14 protein-coding genes and 1 pseudogene are annotated in these 19239 nt (G+C 50.1%); 6 read left to right on the forward strand and 9 right to left on the reverse strand.

The annotated features are described in order from the left end of the window. A pseudogene (locus LVQ76_RS21205) lies at window positions 1-140 on the forward strand (IS4 family transposase); the annotation flags it as partial. Between the two features lie 57 nt (window positions 141-197). On the opposite strand, the gene LVQ76_RS21210 reads toward LVQ76_RS21205, so the two are convergent. The 3 genes from LVQ76_RS21210 to pncB all read right to left on the reverse strand — a co-directional run bounded on the left by LVQ76_RS21210 (window position 198) and on the right by pncB (window position 4773). After that, window positions 198-1379, reverse strand: a complete 1182-nt coding sequence (locus LVQ76_RS21210) for a porin (RefSeq protein ID WP_151992702.1) — start codon at window positions 1377-1379, stop codon at window positions 198-200. 595 nt (window positions 1380-1974) lie between these two features. Beyond that, entirely contained in the window at window positions 1975-3375 is a 1401-nt protein-coding gene (asnS, locus tag LVQ76_RS21215; protein WP_232864997.1) for an asparagine--tRNA ligase, read from the reverse strand. 195 nt (window positions 3376-3570) lie between these two features. Further along, on the reverse strand, window positions 3571-4773 hold the full coding sequence (gene pncB / locus LVQ76_RS21220; RefSeq protein ID WP_232922423.1) for a nicotinate phosphoribosyltransferase: 1203 nt from the start codon (window positions 4771-4773) through the stop codon (window positions 3571-3573). A gap of 266 nt (window positions 4774-5039) precedes the next feature. On the opposite strand from pncB, the gene pepN reads away from it, so the two are divergent. Further along, window positions 5040-7652, forward strand: coding sequence for an aminopeptidase N (gene pepN, locus LVQ76_RS21225; RefSeq protein ID WP_232922424.1), 2613 nt, complete (start codon window positions 5040-5042; stop codon window positions 7650-7652). Window positions 7653-7744: 92 nt separating this feature from the next. Here pepN and ssuB read toward each other — a convergent pair whose 3' ends face one another. From ssuB to ssuE, 5 genes are read right to left on the reverse strand one after another with little or no spacing between them, the layout of a single operon-like run. Then, complete coding sequence (gene ssuB, locus LVQ76_RS21230; RefSeq protein ID WP_232864994.1) at window positions 7745-8518, reverse strand: aliphatic sulfonates ABC transporter ATP-binding protein; 774 nt, start codon at window positions 8516-8518, stop codon at window positions 7745-7747. Beyond that, window positions 8515-9306, reverse strand: coding sequence for an aliphatic sulfonate ABC transporter permease SsuC (gene ssuC, locus LVQ76_RS21235; protein WP_064517571.1), 792 nt, complete (start codon window positions 9304-9306; stop codon window positions 8515-8517). Before ssuC ends, ssuB begins: the two co-directional genes overlap by 4 nt. 10 nt (window positions 9307-9316) lie before the next feature. After that, entirely contained in the window at window positions 9317-10462 is a 1146-nt protein-coding gene (gene ssuD, locus LVQ76_RS21240; RefSeq protein ID WP_064517574.1) for an FMNH2-dependent alkanesulfonate monooxygenase, read from the reverse strand. Beyond that, a complete protein-coding gene (locus tag LVQ76_RS21245) occupies window positions 10459-11430 on the reverse strand; it encodes a sulfonate ABC transporter substrate-binding protein (protein ID WP_232864992.1) in 972 nt (323 codons plus the stop codon). The genes ssuD and LVQ76_RS21245 overlap by 4 nt, the downstream gene beginning before the upstream one ends. Beyond that, entirely contained in the window at window positions 11423-11998 is a 576-nt protein-coding gene (ssuE, locus tag LVQ76_RS21250; RefSeq protein ID WP_232922425.1) for an NADPH-dependent FMN reductase, read from the reverse strand. The genes LVQ76_RS21245 and ssuE overlap by 8 nt, the downstream gene beginning before the upstream one ends. Window positions 11999-12246: 248 nt before the next feature. Here ssuE and pyrD point away from each other — a divergent pair, with 248 nt between their 5' ends. Further along, window positions 12247-13257: a quinone-dependent dihydroorotate dehydrogenase gene (gene pyrD, locus LVQ76_RS21255; RefSeq protein WP_232922426.1), complete on the forward strand. Its 1011-nt coding sequence runs from the start codon at window positions 12247-12249 to the stop codon at window positions 13255-13257. A gap of 173 nt (window positions 13258-13430) precedes the next feature. Next, a complete protein-coding gene (gene zapC, locus LVQ76_RS21260; protein WP_232922427.1) occupies window positions 13431-13973 on the forward strand; it encodes a cell division protein ZapC in 543 nt (180 codons plus the stop codon). Here the strand turns inward: zapC and LVQ76_RS21265 are convergent. Beyond that, on the reverse strand, window positions 13970-15082 hold the full coding sequence (locus LVQ76_RS21265; RefSeq protein ID WP_232922428.1) for a YcbX family protein: 1113 nt from the start codon (window positions 15080-15082) through the stop codon (window positions 13970-13972). The genes zapC and LVQ76_RS21265 overlap by 4 nt on opposite strands. A 124-nt stretch (window positions 15083-15206) precedes the next feature. Here LVQ76_RS21265 and rlmKL point away from each other — a divergent pair, with 124 nt between their 5' ends. Both rlmKL and LVQ76_RS21275 read left to right on the forward strand, forming a co-directional pair. Next, window positions 15207-17324: a bifunctional 23S rRNA (guanine(2069)-N(7))-methyltransferase RlmK/23S rRNA (guanine(2445)-N(2))-methyltransferase RlmL gene (gene rlmKL / locus LVQ76_RS21270; protein WP_151992691.1), complete on the forward strand. Its 2118-nt coding sequence runs from the start codon at window positions 15207-15209 to the stop codon at window positions 17322-17324. A 5-nt stretch (window positions 17325-17329) separates the two neighbouring features. After that, a complete protein-coding gene (locus tag LVQ76_RS21275; protein WP_154149520.1) occupies window positions 17330-19237 on the forward strand; it encodes an ABC transporter ATP-binding protein in 1908 nt (635 codons plus the stop codon). Window positions 19238-19239 lie beyond the last annotated feature (2 nt).

Genomic DNA, 19239 nt, shown 5'->3' on the forward strand with positions numbered 1-19239 from the left:
TCCCGGGTCACCTGAAGCATTTTTACAGCAACGCAGCGATGCTAAAACTCCCCTCGAGGCGTGAGCGTGAATATGCAAGGGAAGTGAGAGAAAAAAGGTCGAAATATCCCTTAAAAAACAATGCCGGTCACCTTAAGTGACCGGCATTAGCCGAAGCCCTGTTTTTAAATCATCCTTGCAACAAAGTTGCTGGATAATTAGAACTGGTAAACGATACCAACAGTGGTCTGGTCATCAGTTTCTTGACCAGTCGCTTGTGCGTAGCTGTTGTCGTCCAGCAGGTTAAATTTGTATGCCGCGTAAACGTTCATGTTTTTGTTGAAGTAGTACCAGGTACCGACTTCGACATATTTAACCAGGTCAGCATCGCCGCCTGCAAAGCCTTTACGACCAACAAGGTCCTTACCTTTAGACTGCACGTAACCCACGGATGGACGCAGACCGAAATCGAATTGGTACTGAACAACCGCTTCGAAGTTCTGAGTTTTGTTAGCGAAGTTTGCATCTGGTTCACGAGTCATGTTCTGCGTTTCTGCATACATAACTGCTGCGTACACGTTGTTTGCATCGTATTTAGCAGAAGTAGACCATGCTTCAGCTTGATCACCACTTGCGCCGCCGTTATAGCGAACACCCGCTGGAGTTGATGCTGTTTCTGCATTCTTCTGTGCATCGGTACGGTCAGAGTTTGCATAACCCGCAGCTACGCTGAAGCCTTCTGCAAAGTCATAAGTTACAGCAGTGCTGTAGCCTTCGCCGTTAGCTTTAGCGCCGTTACCACTCAGGCTAGCTGAGATTGGGGTACCAGTAGTGTCGTCATAGTTAACGGTAACTGGACTGTTACGATCGTTTTTACCCTGGTATTGCAGAGCAAAGTTCAGACCGTCAACCAGACCGAAGAAGTTGCTGTTACGGTAAGTCAGAACACCATTAGTACGGCCAGTCATGAAGTTGTCGGTAGCAGCCCATGAATCGCCACCCCAAACAACGAACATATCGGTGTAAGCCGCTACGTCGTAGATTGCGCCATAGTTACGGCCGTAATCCAGGGAACCTGCATCACCAAATTTCAGACCAGCAAATGCCAGACGAGTATTTTGGCTCTGAGCGCCTTCCGGGTTGGAAGCGGTCATGTTGTATTCCCACTGACCGTAACCAATCATCTGGTCATTGATCTGGGTTTCACCCTTGAAGCCAATACGAGCATAGGTAGAGTCAGCGTTTGTGCTGTGACCGTTAGTCGTCCAGCCATGCTCACCAACAGCCTTACCATAGAAGTCCAGTTTGTTGCCGTTTTTGTTGTAGATTTCTGCAGCGTTAGCTGCACCGGCTACCAGCAGAGCAGGGATTAACACTGCCAGAATATTGCGCTTCATCATTATTTATTACCCTCATTAGGTTTTTTTGTAACACCTGCCACTGCCGTCAATAATTCTATACGGAACTATTGATGAGAGTTTGGTGTCTTTCTGTATCTGTCAGGCATCTTTCCATCCATGAAACCGTTTCGCTAGCCTGAAAGTGCTACAAACATCGAGAGTGAGTTACAAGAAGAAACTATGTGTAACTAAATGTGTATTTTATGGAACTTTGTGAACTAACTCAAACTTCTTAGCCGCTTCGTATAAAATTCGACCTTTCCATTCCTATATATATGAATTACTTATGTTTAATCCGTATAAGGATAAACTTAGTGAATTCTTCGCTTACATTTGCACATTTTTCGAGTGTTTTTTGGATGTCCAGACATCTGTGTGAATTTTGGCCGAATGTGCTAAGTCAAACATCAGAATGAGGCTGCAAGGGGAAAGTAAGGTTATTTTGTGTTTGTCTGTTTCATAGACACAATTGGTAACGGGCAAGTTGCAGGAAGGGGTTGAAATTGACGTTTGTTTAACTTTCGTTGAAGAAAAAAGACGTTTGTACGACAGGCAAAAAAAAGGCCAGCGATGCTGGCCTTAGAAAAACGACGACTTAGAAGCTTGCGTTACGCGGTGTACGTGGGAATGGAATCACGTCACGAACGTTCTGAACACCGGTTACATAGGCAATCAGACGCTCAAAACCAAGACCGAAGCCCGAATGTGGAACGGTGCCGTAACGACGCAGGTCGCGGTACCACCAGTAGTCTTCTTTATTCAGACCCATCTCAGCCATGCGCGCATCCAGCACATCCAGGCGCTCTTCACGCTGAGAACCACCGATGATCTCACCGATGCCCGGCGCTAACACGTCCATTGCGGCAACGGTTTTACCGTCTTCGTTAAGGCGCATATAGAACGCTTTAATATCTTTCGGGTAATTCTTCACAACTACCGGTGCTTTGAAGTGTTGCTCAGCAAGGTAACGTTCATGCTCAGAAGAAAGGTCAACGCCCCAGTAAACTGGGTTTTCGAATTTCTGGCCACAATTCTCGAGAATTGTAACAGCGTCGGTGTAGTCAACCTGAGCGAAATCAGCATCAATGAAACGCTGTAAACGTGCGACTGCATCTTTGTCAACGCGCTCTGCGAAGAACTCCATGTCATCCATGCGCTCATCAAGCACCGCTTTGAAGACATATTTCAGCATCGCTTCTGCCAGACCTGCTACGTCGTCCAGATTTGCGAAAGCGACTTCCGGTTCTAACATCCAGAACTCAGCCAGGTGACGGCTGGTGTTAGAGTTTTCAGCACGGAAGGTTGGGCCGAAGGTATAAACCTTGGACAACGCGCACGCATAGGTTTCACCGTTCAACTGACCCGATACGGTCAGGAACGCTTCTTTGCCAAAGAAGTCTTTATCGAAATCGACTTTGCCAGCGTCGTTACGTGGCAGATTTTCCATATCCAGCGTAGACACGCGGAACATCTCGCCTGCGCCTTCGGTGTCTGAGGCAGTAATCAGTGGTGTAGAAACCCAAAAATAACCTTGCTCATGGAAGAAGCGATGCAGCGCCTGGGCCAGTGTATGACGAACGCGTGCAACAGCGCCGATCATGTTGGTACGCGGACGCAAGTGAGCAACTTCACGCAGATACTCAATGCTGTGGCGTTTAGCCGCCATCGGGTAAGTATCAGGATCATCAACCCAACCAGTCACTTCAACTTCAGTGGCCTGGATTTCAAAGCTCTGGCCCTGACCGAGAGACTCTACAACTTTACCTGTGACAACGACTGAACAGCCAGTGGTCAGGCGCAGTACGTCTTCATTGTAATTAGGCAGAGTATTATTAATGACGGCCTGTACAGGAGAGAAGCAGGAACCGTCATAGACGGCGAGGAAGGAGATACCAGCTTTTGAATCTCTACGAGTACGCACCCATCCGCGCACGGTGACTTCTTGGTCAACGGCTACACGGCCCTGGAGTACGTCGGCTACAGGCACAACGCTCATATTTTTCTCTCTATTAATTGGTCAATGACAAAAATAAATTACCCACAATGGGGGGTTATCTATGTTACCTGTCGCGAGCAATCAGACAAGTAGAAAAATCATCAGGGAGCAAGAAATACAATAAAGAAGGGGGCGTGGGGGGATAAATAGGAAAACTCATGGGCTCAATGAATATCACCCATGAGTTTATCTGAATCAGCTGGCTTTCTTAACCTGTGGCAAATCGAAGGCTTTACGCAATGCGCGGACGAACGCTTTATCGTGGCAAATCGTTTTGCCCGGGCTGTCAGAAAGTTTCGCCACCGGCTTGCCGTTACACTCCACCAGTTTGATAACAATATTCAGCGGCTTCACCTGTGGAATATCGCAGGTCAGGCGAGTACCGATACCAAAACTTAAATTGATGCGCGCTGCGAAGTGGCGATACAACTCAATAGCTTTTGGCAAATCCAAATTATCAGAGAACACCAATACTTTGGTTTTTGGATCAATGCCAAGCTTCTGATAATGAGCGATAGCTTTTTCGCCCCATTCGACTGGATCCCCTGAATCATGGCGCAATCCCTGGTATTGGCTGGCAAACGAGAGGTCAAAATCGCGCAAGAAGGCATCCATAGTGATGCAATCCGTTAATGCGATACCGAGTTTGTCAGGATACTCGTCAAGCCATGCCTGGAGTGCTGCACGTTGGCTGTTCGCCAGTGTAGGGCTGATTTGCTGATGTGCCTGGAACCATTCGTGGGCCTGAGTGCCCATTGGGGTTAAATTCAGTCGATGCGCCAGGTCGTAATTACTGGTACCGACAAACCACGTTTCTTGTTGCAGGCGGCTGACAATCGCCTCCTGAACTTCACGGGAGAAACGGCGGCGGGTACCAAAATCCATCAGACGGAATTTGGAAAGGTCGGTGTCTGCTGTCAGTTCTTTGAATTGAACCAGCTTACTTTCCAGACTCTCCAGCGCCATTTGCGGCGTGACGCCGGGTGAACGGTGCTGATGCACCACTTCACTGATCACGGCCAGCAGCGGCACTTCCCACATAATTACTTCCAGCCAGGTGCCGGTCAGACGAATGTCTAAATGACCATTGTTATTGCGGATATGGACTGTCGAGGGGTCGTAGCGAAAAGTACGCAGCCACGCGAGATAATCTGCTTTAAAGAACGGCAGACTTTCCAGGAAGGTAAATTCCTCGTCGCTAAGCGCGAGGTGCTGCATTAAATCAACCTGTTCACGGATGTCATCTGCATAAATGCCCAGCAGATCGTCACCGCGGCAACGGAACTCGGCCGCGACGCTCACGTCGTGATAACGGTGGAAAACCGCCTGCTGCATATGAAGCTTATAGGCGTCAGTATCCAGAAGCGTTTGCAAAATCGGGGAAGCGTATCGTGTCATGGCGCGTTGCAGCATCCTCTCACAGGAGCGTTTCCATAAGGGCTAAGCAGATAAAAGACGCAGGAGTATACCCTGATTATCTGTTTATTAAACCTGGATCACAACACACGAACCGATCCGGGTCGATGGCAATTTGTGCCGCTTGTTATATAAATGTAGCAATATGCGCCAGATGCCCAGAAAAGTTGATGATTCTGCGTGGCAACATTAGAGCAACAGGAATAGACTGAACCCCGAAAACTTACGGAAGATATATAAGGTTTTTTATGACACAACAGCCACAAGCCAAATATCGCCACGACTACCGTGCGCCAGATTACACGATTACCGATATCGATTTGACCTTTGACCTTGATGCCACAAAAACCCTGGTCACTGCGGTCAGCCAAATTACCCGCCAGGGCGCGGCTGGTGCGCCACTGCGTCTTGATGGCGAAGACCTGACGCTGGTTTCAATTTCGGTCAACGGTGCTGCCTGGGAAGATTATCGCCAGGAAGATGGCGCATTGATTATTGAATCGCTGCCAGAAGCCTTCACGCTGACCATCGCTAATGAAATCAGCCCGGCAACTAATACCGCGCTCGAAGGGCTTTATCTTTCAGGCGATGCGCTTTGCACTCAGTGTGAAGCTGAAGGTTTCCGCCACATTACCTGGTATCTCGACCGACCAGACGTTCTGGCGCGTTTCACCACCAAAATCATTGCCGATAAATCCAAATATCCATTCCTGTTATCTAACGGCAACCGCATTGCCGAAGGTGAACTGGAAAATGGCCGTCATTGGGTTCAGTGGCAGGATCCGTTCCCAAAACCTTCCTACCTGTTTGCGCTGGTGGCGGGTGATTTCGACGTCTTACGTGACACGTTCAAAACGCGTTCTGGCCGCGATGTGGCGCTGGAATTGTTCGTCGATCGTGGCAATCTCGACCGCGCAGGTTGGGCGATGACCTCTTTGAAAGCGTCGATGAAATGGGATGAAACCCGCTTCGGCCTGGAATACGACCTCGACATCTATATGATTGTCGCCGTCGATTTCTTCAACATGGGCGCGATGGAGAACAAAGGGCTTAACGTCTTTAACTCCAAATACGTGCTGGCCCGTGCGGAAACCGCGACGGACAAAGACTATCTCGATATCGAAGCCGTTATCGGCCACGAATATTTCCATAACTGGACCGGTAACCGCGTGACTTGTCGTGATTGGTTCCAGTTAAGCCTGAAAGAAGGGCTGACTGTTTTCCGCGATCAAGAATTTAGTTCAGACCTCGGTTCACGCGCAGTAAACCGCATTCAGAATGTGCGCACCATGCGTGCTGCGCAGTTCGCTGAAGACGCAAGCCCGATGGCGCATCCGATTCGCCCGGACAAAGTCATTGAAATGAACAACTTCTACACCCTGACGGTGTATGAGAAGGGTTCAGAAGTTATCCGTATGCTGCACACTTTGCTGGGTGAAGAGAACTTCCAGAAAGGGATGCTACTTTACTTTGAGCGCCATGATGGCAGCGCAGCAACCTGTGATGATTTCGTGCAGGCGATGGAAGATGCGTCGAACGTTGACCTATCGCACTTCCGCCGTTGGTACAGCCAGGCAGGTACGCCTGTAGTCACCGTGCGTGATGACTACGACCCGGAAAAAGAGCTGTATACGCTGACCATCAGCCAACACACGCCGCCAACCGCCGAGCAGCAGGAAAAGCACCCGTTACATATTCCGTTCGACATCGAACTGTATGACAACGAGGGCAAAGTGATTCCTTTGCAGAAAAATGGTCATCCGATTCACCACGTGCTGAATGTGACTCAGGCCGAGCAGACGTTTGTTTTTGATAACGTTTACTTCCAGCCAGTTCCGTCTTTGCTACGTGAATTCTCTGCGCCAGTGAAACTGGAATATAAGTGGAGCGATCAGCAGCTAACCTTCCTGATGCGTCACGCGCGTAACGATTTCTCGCGTTGGGATGCGGCACAAAGTCTGCTGGCAACTTACATCAAGCTGAACGTCAACCGCAGCCAACAGGGCCAGCCGTTGTCGCTGCCGCTGCATGTTGCTGATGCGTTCCGTGCAATTTTGCTGGACGAGAAAATCGACCCGGCACTGGCGGCAGAAATTCTGACGCTGCCATCGCAGAACGAAATCGCCGAGCTGTTCCAGAAAATCGATCCACAGGCAATTGCTGCAGTGCATGAAGCACTGACTCGTACTTTGGCAAACGAGCTGGCTGATGAGTTCCTGGCGGTTTACAACGCCAACAAACTCGATGCTTATCGCGTCGAGCATGCGGATATCGGCAAACGTGCGCTGCGTAATACTTGCCTGCGTTATCTGGCCTTTGGCGAGAAGCAGCTGGCTGAGCAACTGGTGCGTAACCAGTTCGAAAGCGCTGATAACATGACGGACTCTATTGCCGCTTTATCTGCGTCAGTTGCTGCGCAATTGCCGTGCCGTGCAGAACTGCTGGCTGCATTTGATGAGAAATGGCATCAGGACGGTCTGGTTATGGATAAATGGTTTGTGCTGCAAGCGACAAGTCCTGCGGCTGACACGCTGAGCAAAGTGCGTGAATTGCTAAACCATCGTTCATTCAGCATGGGTAATCCAAACCGCGTGCGCTCGCTGATTGGTGCGTTTGCCTCGGCTAACCCGGCTGCATTCCACGCGCTCGACGGCAGCGGTTATCAGTTTATGGTGGAAATGCTCAGCGAGCTGAACCACCGTAACCCGCAGGTTGCGTCTCGTCTGATTGAGCCGTTGATTCGCCTGAAACGCTATGACGAGAAACGTCAGGGCATGATGCGTGCAGCGCTGGAACAGCTGAAAGGGCTGGAGAATTTGTCGGGCGATCTGTTCGAGAAAATTTCTAAAGCGTTAGCTTAATATCGCTTTTATAAGGTGGATGTCGCTTACCGCTAATCCACCCTACAAAAGTTTGACCAGGTCGGATTAGCGTAAGCGACATCCGACATAATTTAACCGGTGCGCACCACGCGTGCCGGTTCTTCTATAACCTGCCGTTTCATCACTCGTTCTAACACCTGAGATTCCAGTTCAGCCAGCCGGACAGAGCCGAGCTTACGGGGACGTGGCAAATCTACCGTCAGATCCAAACCGATCTTTCCTTCTTCAATCAGTAACACTCGATCCGCCATCGCAACGGCTTCGCTAACATCGTGCGTCACCAGCAATACCGTAAACCCATGTTCCTGCCACAAAGAGACAATCAACTCCTGCATTTCGATACGCGTCAGGGCATCCAGTGCACCCAACGGTTCATCCAGCAATAACAGGCGTGGGCGATGAATTAGAGCCCGGGCCAACGCCACGCGTTGTTTCTGGCCGCCGGACAGGGCGGCCGGCCACTCGGTAGCGCGATTGGCAAGCCCAACCGCTTCCAGCGCTTTCATCGCCGATTCTTTCCAGTTCCCTTTCAGCCCCAGGCCAACATTGTTAATCACTGATTTCCACGGCAGCAGGCGAGCATCCTGGAACATTAAGCGTGTTTCATCCTGGCTCTCGCGCAGTGGTGCGTTTCCGGCAATCAGCGAGCCACCGTTGGCATTTTCCAACCCTGCCAATAAACGCAGCAAGGTACTTTTACCGCCGCCGCTGCGCCCAACCACGGCAACAAATTGCCCGGCAGGGATATGTAATTCCAGCTCATCAAGAATCGTTTTATTACCGTAGCGTTTGGTTACGCTGTTAAGGAGCAGGGGAGTCCCCTGGTTTAAGCGAGCGGTATTCATGCGTTCTCCTCCTGCAACTGATAAGCCGGATGCCAGCGCAGCCAGACACGTTCGAGTAATTGCGCGCTGATGTCAGCGAGTTTGCCGAGCAGGGCGTAAAGAATGATGGCGACCACCACCACATCGGTTTGCAGGAATTCGCGGGCGTTCATTGCCAGATAACCAATTCCTGAGTTAGCAGAAATGGTTTCTGCCACGATTAAGGTCAACCACATCAGGCCTAAGGCGAAACGAATTCCGACCATAATCGAAGGAAGTGCACCGGGTAGAATCACCTGCGCGAACAGACTAAAGCCCGACAACCCATAGCTACGTGCCATCTCCAACAAACCCTGGTCGATATTACGGATGCCATGCCAGGTATTGATATAAATAGGGAACAGCGTACCGAGTGCGACGAGGAAAATCTTCGCAGATTCATCGATACCGAACCACAAAATCACCAACGGAATCAGCGCCAGGTGCGGAACGTTACGCAGCATCTGAATCGAACTGTCCAGCAGGCGCTCTCCCCAGCGAGACAGGCCGCTTATCAATCCGAGCACTAACCCCAGAGAACCGCCAATGCTAAAACCAATCACCGCACGCCATGAGCTGATAGCCAGGTGCTGCCATAATTCACCGCTGGCTGAGAGATTCCAGAATGCAATCACCACCCCTTCAGGAGAAGGGAGGATTCGCGACGAGAGCCAGCCTGCGCTCGAAGAGAGTTGCCAGATTGCGATAACCGCAACCGGCAAAAACCACGGTGCCAGCCTCAGTAACAGTTTGTGCGTTGAAGGGGTCATTGGCTGCTCCTTAGCTTTGCGCCACTTTGCGCGGGATAAAGTCATTTGCTACCACTTCGCCCCGTTCATGAACCAGGCGCGGCTGTGGAATTTGTGGAATCGCGACATCAAGATGTGGGAACAGCAACTCCCCAACTCGATAAGCCTCTTCCAGATGCGGGTATCCCGAAAGAATAAAACTGTCGATACCAAGCGCAGCGTATTCGTTGATGCGCTCCGCAACAGTTGGGCCATCACCTACCAACGCAGTACCCGCACCGCCACGCACCAGGCCAACGCCCGCCCACAGGTTCGGGCTAATTTCCAGGTTGTCACGTTTGCCGCCGTGCAACGCCGCCATGCGGTGCTGCCCGACGGAATCGGTGCGCGCAAATGCGGCCTGCGCTTTGGCGATGGTTTCATCATCAAGCTGAGAAATCAGGCGATTAGCGGCATCCCATGCTTCTTCGTTGGTTTCGCGCACTATCACATGCAAGCGAATGCCGAAACGTACCGTGCGGCCATGAGCTGCGGCTTTCGCTCGGACTTGCTCAATTTTTTCTTTCACTAAATGTGGTGGCTCGCCCCAGGTGAGATAGAGATCCACTTGTTCGGCGGCAAGATCCTGTGCCACATCTGAAGAGCCACCAAAATAGAGCGGGGGACGGGGCTGTTGCACTGGCGGGAACAACAGTTTTGCCCCTTTAACCTGAATGTGTTTGCCTTCGTGATCTACCGTTTCGCCTTCCAGCAAACGACGCCAGATATTGGTAAATTCCGCAGAGGCTTCATAACGCTCTTTATGATTGAGGAACACGCCGTCTGCAGCCAGCTCTTCCGGGTCGCTACCGGTCACCAGGTTAAATAAAGCACGCCCGTTGGAAAGTCGGTCGAGCGTTGCGGCCTGGCGTGCAGCCACGGTTGGCGAGGTCACGCTTGGGCGCAGCGCGACCAGAAATTTCAAACGCTGCGTCACCGGAATCATAGATGCGGCAACCAGCCAGGCATCTTCACAAGAACGGCCCGTTGGGATCAGTACGCCAGTAAAACCGAGTCTGTCAGCAGCCTGAGCAATCTGTTGCAGATAACCGTGATCAACCGGGCGTGCTGCATCGTTGCTTCCTAAGTAGTGGCCATCGCCATGGGTAGGTAAGAACCAGAACATATTTAAACTCATGACTTGTTTCCTTGTGTTGAGGGCTGCCAGATGCGGGTGCGAATATCGACTTTCTTAGGCACTAAGTGGTTGTCATAAAACAGATCTGCGGTTTGCTGTTGTTTTTTCGCAGTCTCGGCGCTGACTGGTGTAATCACCGTTGGTGGGCGATGATCGAAATAGGTGGCAATCACTTTTTCCGGTAGCCCCATGGTTTTTGCCAGCAGCGCGACGCTTGCATCACGTTGGCTACGGGTTAACGCATCGGCGTCGCTAAATGTTTTCAGAACCTGTTGCAGGAACGGACCGTTTTGTTCGGCATAAGGGCGTGAAGCAAGATAGAAAGAACCCGTCTGATTCAGCTCGCTACCGTCGGTTAACACGCGCACACCGCCGTTTAACAAGGCCGCAGAATAGTACGGGTCCCAAATCGCCCAGGCATCAACGTTGCCCTGTTGGAATGCAGCACGCGCATCAGCCGGAGTTAAATAAGCAGGCTGGACATCGGTAAATTTCAGCCCAGCTTTTTGCAGCGCTCGTAGTACCAGGTTGTGGGAACTGGAACCTTTCTGGAAAGCAATTTTATGCCCTTTAAGATCCGCCACGGTTTTTATTGGGCTATTTTCCGGTACCAGAATCACTTCGGCTTTTGGTTTTGCAGGCTCAGACCCGACATACACAAGATCAGCGCCCGCGGCCTGCGCGAAGATTGGCGGAATATCACCGGTGCTGCCGAGATCGATACTGCCGATGTTCAGCGCTTCGAGCATTTGCGGGCCCGCCGGGAATTCAATCCACTGGAATTTTGTGTTTGGATACTCTTTTTCCAGCAGCTGGTGGCTTTTCGCCAGCACCATGCTGACCGAGCCTTTTTGATAACCAATGCGTAGCTGCTCAGGACCAGTTTCAGCCGCGTGAAGTGTAGCGCTCAGGCTTAATGTTCCTGCGAGTGCAAGCCAGGGCGCGGTTCGTTTCAGAAAGTTAAACATGAGCAACTCCTTGCGTTTTAAAAGGGGAGGAGACAATGAAATCCCGGCGGTGCAGAGCCTGCCAGAAGGTTTCCAGCGAGTTATCGAGGCGTTGTTGTAAGTTGTTGCTGAACACTGGTTTGTGCTGGTAATCCGCTATCTGGCTGTCATCAGCAAACACGCCATGTAGGATTTCCTGTGCTTTTAGCGCATTAAGGACAGGCTTTAGTGCGTAATCGACTGCCAGCATGTGCGCGACCGTACCGCCAGTGGCTAAAGGCAGAACGACTTTCTTATCCAGTGCGCGCTCAGGAAGCAGGTCGAGCAGCGTTTTCAGAGCGCCAGAAAATGAAGCTTTATAAACAGGTGTTGCGATGATCACGCCATCGGCCTGCTGCAATTGCTCAATGAGCGTTAAAAGAGCGGGGCTATCGAAACGTGCGTACAGCAAATCTTCAGGCGCAAAATTTTGTAGATGCCAGTGACACACCTCGATATCCAGAGCGCTCAGTTTTTCGCGGGCATATTCCAGCAGTGCACTAGAACGGGATGGGAAGCGCGGGCTTCCAGCAAGGGTAATCACACGCATATTGTTTCCTTATAACTAATTGTTTGCTTTTAGATAACATTGATAACAATTGAGTGTGATATTCGCGCAGAACTCTTATTCCACTAAATGATTTATCTGGAAAACAATTGCTAAAAAACGCATAACATCAGGGATAGAGGGAAACGATTGCGCTGATTCAGCCTTTTTTGTCACAGGTCAATTCCATTCAATGACGTTATCGACGATAATACGGCCCCGGTTTGCATACCGGGAATCCAGGAGAGTTCATGTACTACCCCTTCGTTCGTAAAGCCCTATTCAAGCTCGATCCAGAGCGCGCTCATGAAGTGACATTCCAGCAATTGCGTCGTGTATCAGGTACACCTCTCGAATGGCTGGTGCGGCAAAACGTGCCGTCAAAACCTGTCACTTGTATGGGATTGACCTTTAAGAACCCATTAGGTCTGGCTGCAGGTCTGGACAAAAATGGTGAGTGCATTGATGCGTTGGGTGCAATGGGCTTTGGCTCCATTGAAATTGGCACGGTAACGCCTCGCCCACAGCCTGGTAATGACAAGCCAAGGATCTTTCGTCTGGTAGAGGCTGAAGGATTAATTAACCGTATGGGTTTCAATAACCACGGTGTTGATAACTTGGTTGAGAATGTCAAAAAATCCCATTTTGACGGGGTGCTTGGCATCAATATTGGTAAGAATAAAGACACTCCAGTTGAACAAGGGAAAGATGACTATTTGATCTGCATGGATAAAATTTATCCTTACGCGGGTTATATAGCGATTAATATTTCATCACCAAATACCCCTGGATTACGCACGTTGCAATACGGCGATGCGCTGGATGATCTGTTATCTGCAATCAAAAATAAGCAGCGAGCGCTTCAGGAATTGCATCATAAATATGTCCCTGTGGCAGTGAAGATCGCGCCGGATCTTTCTGAAGAAGAATTGATCCAGGTAGCTGATAGTTTGGTACGCCATAATATTGATGGGGTAATTGCGACCAATACGACATTGGATCGCAGCCTGGTTCAGGGCATGAAATATTGCGATGAAATGGGTGGCTTAAGTGGTCGCCCGGTTCAGTTAAAAAGCACAGAAATTATTCGCCGCTTGTCGCAAGAATTAAATGGTCGCTTGCCGATTATTGGCGTAGGCGGTATTGATTCATTGATTGCCGCACGCGAGAAGATGGCAGCGGGTGCCTCTTTAGTACAAATATATTCCGGCTTCATATTTAAAGGCCCACCTCTGATTAAAGAAATTATTTCAGGTTTGTAATCTCTGAATGTTTTACTTTCGGACAACCGGGGCTTTATTTTGAGTCCCGGTTGTTTTATATTCCATCACTGTTGCTAATTTGAACATATTGGTCTTTTATTAATGTGTTCATTTACGAAGCGGTGATAAGGATATTTCTAATCGCAGGTATATGGGGATAAGGGCAAATAATTATGCGGATTAAACCGGACGATAATTGGCGTTGGTATTATGATGAGGAGCATGATCGTATGATGCTCGATTTAGCCAATGGTATGCTTTTCCGTTCCCGTTTCCCTCGTAAAATGCTTACTCCCGATGCCTTTGAAAACACAGGGTTTTGTGTTGATGATGCAGCTCTTTTTTTCTCTTTTGAAGAAAAATGTCGTGATCTCGTATTAAGCAAAGAGCAGCGCGCTGAACTGGTATTAAACGCACTCGTAGCGATTCGTTATCTCAAGCCGCAGATGCCAAAAAGCTGGCACTTTCTCTCTCATGGGGAATGCTGGCAGCCAATACCGGGCGATGCAGCCTGTGTGTGGTTAAGCGACGATATGCAGCAGGTGAATCTGCTGGTGGTAGAAACAGGTGATAACGCTGCACTCTGTTTATTAGCACAACCAGGCTTGCAACTTGCTGGCCGTACCATGCAGCTCGGTGATGCGATTAAAGTGATGAATGACAGATTAAAGCCGCAACCAACAAGTCACGCCCTTAACCTTGATCAGGCAGTTTAATTTCCCGCTAACTCTACATCTCCTGCAGGAATACAACTACAGCAAAGGATTGTGCCATCATCATTGATAGCATTTTTCTTCAACGCTTTGACTTCCCCACTGACTAACTTTATCCGGCAGCTGCCGCAAATCCCGGCCCGACAAGAATAGGGCACGCGAATTCCTTGTTGTTCGAGTTGTTCTAGTAAAATTTGTTGGTTGTTACCGCGAAATTGTTGACCCTGCCAGTCAATCGCCACCAAACTTTCTTGCTGCTCGAAAGGCTCAAGAGTTTCTTCGGTCACTCCTGCGCCATAAACTTTCGCAGGTTTTGTCGCCAGTACTTCGAGTTCATCACCCACGCGAATCACACCGCTATTGCGGGCAATCAGATTTTGGCCAAAATCGACATCACCATTATCCAGTGCGGTACGGAATTTTTGTAATGTTGCCAGCGGCTCGCCACTCGGATGTTTGCGGCCACGCTCCGGGCTGACGGTGGTGAAAATACAGCGGCTACATGGTTTTGCTACATCAAAGGTGACGCCGCCAATCCGTACTACTTGCCAGCTATCTTCGTCCCAGGCTTGTGCGCCGGTGACCACAATATTCGGGCGAAATTGCGTCATTTTTACACTCGCTGGGCAGCGATTTTGCAAATCGCGCAGCGAAGCTTCATTAGCCAGCAAGAATGGGAAACCGTCGGCAAAAGAGAGTGGTACCTCTTCATGGCGTTTAACGCGGCGTGTTAAATTTTCACCCAGCCAGCGCAGTTGTACCGGGCGTGAGAAAAAACCGCTTAGCCATTGGTTAATGTCATCTGGAGCAATTTGCGCGGTGAAATGGTTTCCCCAGACTTCCGTTGGCGCAGCCTCAGGCCGGAAATCGCTAAAGCGTATTGTGGCGGAACTGCCGTCTGGCGCACTCAAAAATAGACCATCGTGAATAATGGCCGGAGTAAATAGCACCATCTGCGGGAACTGACGTGCGGTAATAAAAGTGCCGTCAGGTTCTGTCACCATAAAGATGCGGTCAAAAGCTAAGCCGCTAGTTGTTGCCTGTGCATGGGAGAGCGCAAGGCCGCGCATCGATTTCACCGGGTGAATATAAAGCTGGGATAGGGTGATCATGATACGCACGCGCTCCTTGCATAAATGAAGAAAAAGAGAATATAAGAGGCCAACTTTATGACATGCGTGGCGGATTGGCTATAATGCGCCACAATTTTCTTTTTATACCTGATTAAGTGACGATATGAATTCTCTGTTTGCCAGTACGGCGCGTGGGCTTGAAGAGCTATTAAAAACTGAACTGGAGGGCCTTGGTGCGCAAGCATGCCAGGTGGTTCAGGGCGGCGTACATTACCAGGGGGACTCACGTCTGCTCTATCAAAGCTTGATGTGGAGCCGCCTTGCGTCCCGCATTTTGCTGCCATTAAATGAATGCAGTGTTTATAGCGACCTGGATTTATATCTGGGCGTACAGACCATCGACTGGCCTGCATTGTTTGGCTCGGATGCCACATTTGCAGTGCATTTCAGTGGCCTGAATGACGTCATCCGTAACAGTCAATATGGCGCGTTAAAAGTGAAGGATGCGATTGTTGACTCCTTCACGCGTAAAAACTTGCCGCGTCCGAACGTTGAACGTGAACAGCCAGATCTGCGCATTAACGTTTGGCTGAACAAAGATACCGCCAGTATCGCGCTGGATTTAAGCGGCGAAGGTCTACATCAGCGCGGTTACCGCGATAGCACTGGTGCTGCTCCTATTAAAGAAACGCTGGCATCCGCTATTGTTATGCGTTCAGGCTGGCAGCCGGGTACTCCGCTGCTCGATCCAATGTGCGGTTCCGGCACGCTGTTGATTGAAGCTGCGATGATCGCCACCGATCGTGCGCCTGGTTTACATCGCAAACATTGGGGCTTCCTTGGTTGGGCGAACCATGATTTCGATCTGTGGAAAGAGATCACCACCGAAGCGCAGGTTCGTGCGCGTAAAGGTCTCGGCGAATACACTTCGCGTTTCTATGGTTCCGATAACGACTCACGCGTGATTGAACGCGCCCGCGCCAACACCCGTCGTGCAGGTCTGGGCGATATCATCAGCTACGAAGTCAAAGACGTGGCTAAATTGACCAATCCGCTGCCGGAAGGCCCGGTTGGTACGGTTGTTAGTAACCCGCCATACGGCGAGCGTCTGGATAGTGAACCTGCGTTGATTGCGTTGCACAGCCTGCTTGGCCGCAATATGAAAAACCATTTTGGCGGCTGGAATTTGTCGCTGTTTAGTGCATCTCCGGATTTGCTAAGCTGCCTGCAACTGCGCGCCGAACGCCAGTTTAAAGCTAAGAACGGCCCGCTGGATTGTGTGCAGAAAAACTATCAGTTATCTGCCACCAGCACGGGTGCACAATCAGGCCAGATCGCTGATGATTACGCGAACCGCCTGCGCAAAAATATCAAAAAACTCGATAAATGGGCGCGGCAGGAAGGCATCGAATGCTACCGAATTTACGATGCCGATTTGCCAGACTATAACGTTGCTGTTGACCGCTACGGCGAGTGGGTTGTGGTTCAGGAATATGCGCCGCCGAAAACGGTTGATGCTAATAAAGCACGTCAGCGTCTGTTTGATGTAATTGCTGCAACAATGTCTGTACTGGAATTACCATCCAACCGACTGATCCTGAAAACCCGTGAGCGTCAGAAAGGGAAAAGCCAGTATCAGAAAATGGATGAGAAGGGCGACTTCATGGAAGTGAGCGAATATAACGCTCGTCTGTGGGTCAACCTGACTGACTATCTTGATACCGGTTTGTTCCTCGACCACCGTATTGCGCGCCAAATGCTGGGCAAAATGAGCAAAGGGAAAGATTTCCTTAACCTATTTGCTTATACCGGCAGCGCGACAGTTCACGCAGGGTTAGGTGGCGCTAAAACGACGACCACCGTTGATATGTCTCGTACTTACCTTGAGTGGGCTGAGCGTAACTTGCGTCTTAACGGCTTGAGTGGCCGTGCACACCGCCTGGTTCAGGCTGATTGCCTGGGCTGGTTGCGTGAAACCGATGAACAGTTTGATCTGATTTTTATCGATCCACCGACGTTCTCAAACTCAAAACGTATGGAAGAATCTTTTGATGTCCAGCGCGACCATATCGTGCTGATGAAAGACCTTAAGCGTCTGTTGCGCCAGGGTGGCACCATTATGTTCTCCAACAATAAACGTGGCTTCAAAATGGACTTTGACGGGCTGGCTAATCTGGGCTTGAGTGCTCAGGAAATCACGCAGAAAACCTTGTCACAAGATTTTGCCCGTAATCGCCAAATTCATAACTGCTGGCTCGTTACTCACGTAGCCAAGGATTAATTGTCATGTCATTGATTAGTATGCACGGTGCCTGGTTGTCGTTTAGTGACGCACCGTTGTTAGATAACACCGAACTCCATATTGAAGAAAACGAACGCGTCTGTCTGGTTGGCCGTAACGGTGCAGGTAAATCCACACTGATGAAAATCCTCAACCGTGAAGTGCCGCTTGATGATGGGCGCATGGTTTACGAACAGGATTTGATTGTCGCGCGTTTGCAACAAGATCCTCCGCGTAATGTCGCGGGCACGGTTTACGACTTCGTTGCGGAAGGCGTGGAAGAGCAGGCCGAGTACCTCAAGGCGTATCACGATATTTCCCATAAAGTGATGACCGACCCGAGCGATAAAAACCTCAATGAAATGGCGCGTATCCAGGAGATTTTGGATCATCAGAATCTCTGGCAACTGGATAGCCGCATCAATGAAGTGCTCGAACAATTAGGCCTGGAAGCTGATACTGAACTGTCGGCACTTTCTGGCGGCTGGTTGCGTAAAGCGGCACTGGGCCGTGCGCTGGTGAGTTCTCCACGCGTTTTGTTGCTTGATGAGCCAACCAACCACCTGGATATCGAAGCTATCGACTGGCTGGAAGGTTTCCTGAAAGAGTTCCAGGGCAGCATTATTTTCATCTCGCACGACCGTTCATTTATTCGCAATATGGCGACGCGTATCGTCGATCTTGATCGCGGCAAACTGGTTTCTTACCCTGGCGATTACGATCAGTATCTGCTGGCAAAAGAAGAAGCTTTGCGTGTTGAAGATCTGCAAAATGCCGAGTTTGATCGCAAACTTGCGCAGGAAGAAGTGTGGATCCGTCAGGGCATTAAAGCACGCCGTACGCGTAACGAAGGCCGTGTGCGTGCCTTGAAAGCGATGCGTAACGAACGTAGTGCTCGTCGTGAAGTGTTGGGCAGCGCTAAAATGCAAGTTGGTGAAGCGGCGCGTTCCGGCAAGATCGTCTTTGAAATGGAAAACGTGTTTTACCAGATCGCTAACAAAAATCTGGTGTCCGATTTCTCAGCCCAGGTGCAGCGCAGCGACAAAATCGCGCTGGTGGGGCCAAACGGCTGTGGCAAAACCACATTGCTGAAACTGATGTTAGATCAGTTGAAAGCGGATAGCGGGCGCGTGCATTGCGGTACCAAACTTGAAGTTGCGTACTTTGACCAACACCGTGCGGAGCTTGATCCTGATCGTACGGTAATGGACAACCTGGCGGAAGGTAAGCAAGAAGTGATGGTGAATGGCAAGCCACGCCATGTACTGGGTTACTTGCAGGACTTCTTGTTCCATCCGAAACGCGCCATGACTCCGGTTCGTGCGTTGTCTGGTGGTGAGCGTAACCGCCTTTTACTGGCGAAGTTATTCCTAAAACCAAGCAACTTGATGATTCTCGATGAACCGACGAATGACCTGGATGTCGAAACGCTCGAATTACTTGAAGAGTTGATTGATGGTTACCAGGGCACGGTCATGTTGGTGAGCCACGATCGTCAATTTGTGGACAACACTGTTACTGAATGCTGGATTTTTGAAGGCGAAGGTAAGATTGGTCGTTACGTCGGTGGTTATCATGACGCCAAAGGTCAACAGGCATCTGCGCAAACTTTGCGCCACTCTGTGGCAGATAAGGCGCAAAACAACCAGCCAGCAAAGGCGGAAGTTGTTAAACGTGCAAGTAGCAAGCTAAGCTATAACCTGCAACGTGAATTAGAGCAATTACCACAACGTCTTGAACAACTTGAAGCGGAACTGGAAGCTATCCAGGCTAAGGTCGGAGATGCTGAGTTTTTCAACCAGCCACACGACGTCACACAAAAAACATTGAGCGACCTGACCACGGCAGAAAAAGCACTGGAAGAGGCTTTTGAACGCTGGGAATATCTTGAAGCTCTGAAAAACGGCGCGTAACA

The organism is Buttiauxella cochleicola (assembly GCF_021283185.1).
Classification (GTDB): domain Bacteria; phylum Pseudomonadota; class Gammaproteobacteria; order Enterobacterales; family Enterobacteriaceae; genus Buttiauxella; species Buttiauxella massiliensis.

Bases quoted from the DNA above. Each gene is read 5' to 3' on its own strand.
- LVQ76_RS21210 (WP_151992702.1), bottom strand. From the start codon at position 1,379: ATGATGAAGCGCAATATTCTGGCAGTGTTAATCCCTGCTCTGCTGGTA.
- asnS (WP_232864997.1), bottom strand. From the start codon at position 3,375: ATGAGCGTTGTGCCTGTAGCCGACGTACTCCAGGGCCGTGTAGCCGTT.
- pncB (WP_232922423.1), bottom strand. From the start codon at position 4,773: ATGACACGATACGCTTCCCCGATTTTGCAAACGCTTCTGGATACTGAC.
- pepN (WP_232922424.1), top strand. From the start codon at position 5,040: ATGACACAACAGCCACAAGCCAAATATCGCCACGACTACCGTGCGCCA.
- ssuB (WP_232864994.1), bottom strand. From the start codon at position 8,518: ATGAATACCGCTCGCTTAAACCAGGGGACTCCCCTGCTCCTTAACAGC.
- ssuC (WP_064517571.1), bottom strand. From the start codon at position 9,306: ATGACCCCTTCAACGCACAAACTGTTACTGAGGCTGGCACCGTGGTTT.
- ssuD (WP_064517574.1), bottom strand. From the start codon at position 10,462: ATGAGTTTAAATATGTTCTGGTTCTTACCTACCCATGGCGATGGCCAC.
- LVQ76_RS21245 (WP_232864992.1), bottom strand. From the start codon at position 11,430: ATGTTTAACTTTCTGAAACGAACCGCGCCCTGGCTTGCACTCGCAGGA.
- ssuE (WP_232922425.1), bottom strand. From the start codon at position 11,998: ATGCGTGTGATTACCCTTGCTGGAAGCCCGCGCTTCCCATCCCGTTCT.
- pyrD (WP_232922426.1), top strand. From the start codon at position 12,247: ATGTACTACCCCTTCGTTCGTAAAGCCCTATTCAAGCTCGATCCAGAG.
- zapC (WP_232922427.1), top strand. From the start codon at position 13,431: ATGCGGATTAAACCGGACGATAATTGGCGTTGGTATTATGATGAGGAG.
- LVQ76_RS21265 (WP_232922428.1), bottom strand. From the start codon at position 15,082: ATGATCACCCTATCCCAGCTTTATATTCACCCGGTGAAATCGATGCGC.
- rlmKL (WP_151992691.1), top strand. From the start codon at position 15,207: ATGAATTCTCTGTTTGCCAGTACGGCGCGTGGGCTTGAAGAGCTATTA.
- LVQ76_RS21275 (WP_154149520.1), top strand. From the start codon at position 17,330: ATGTCATTGATTAGTATGCACGGTGCCTGGTTGTCGTTTAGTGACGCA.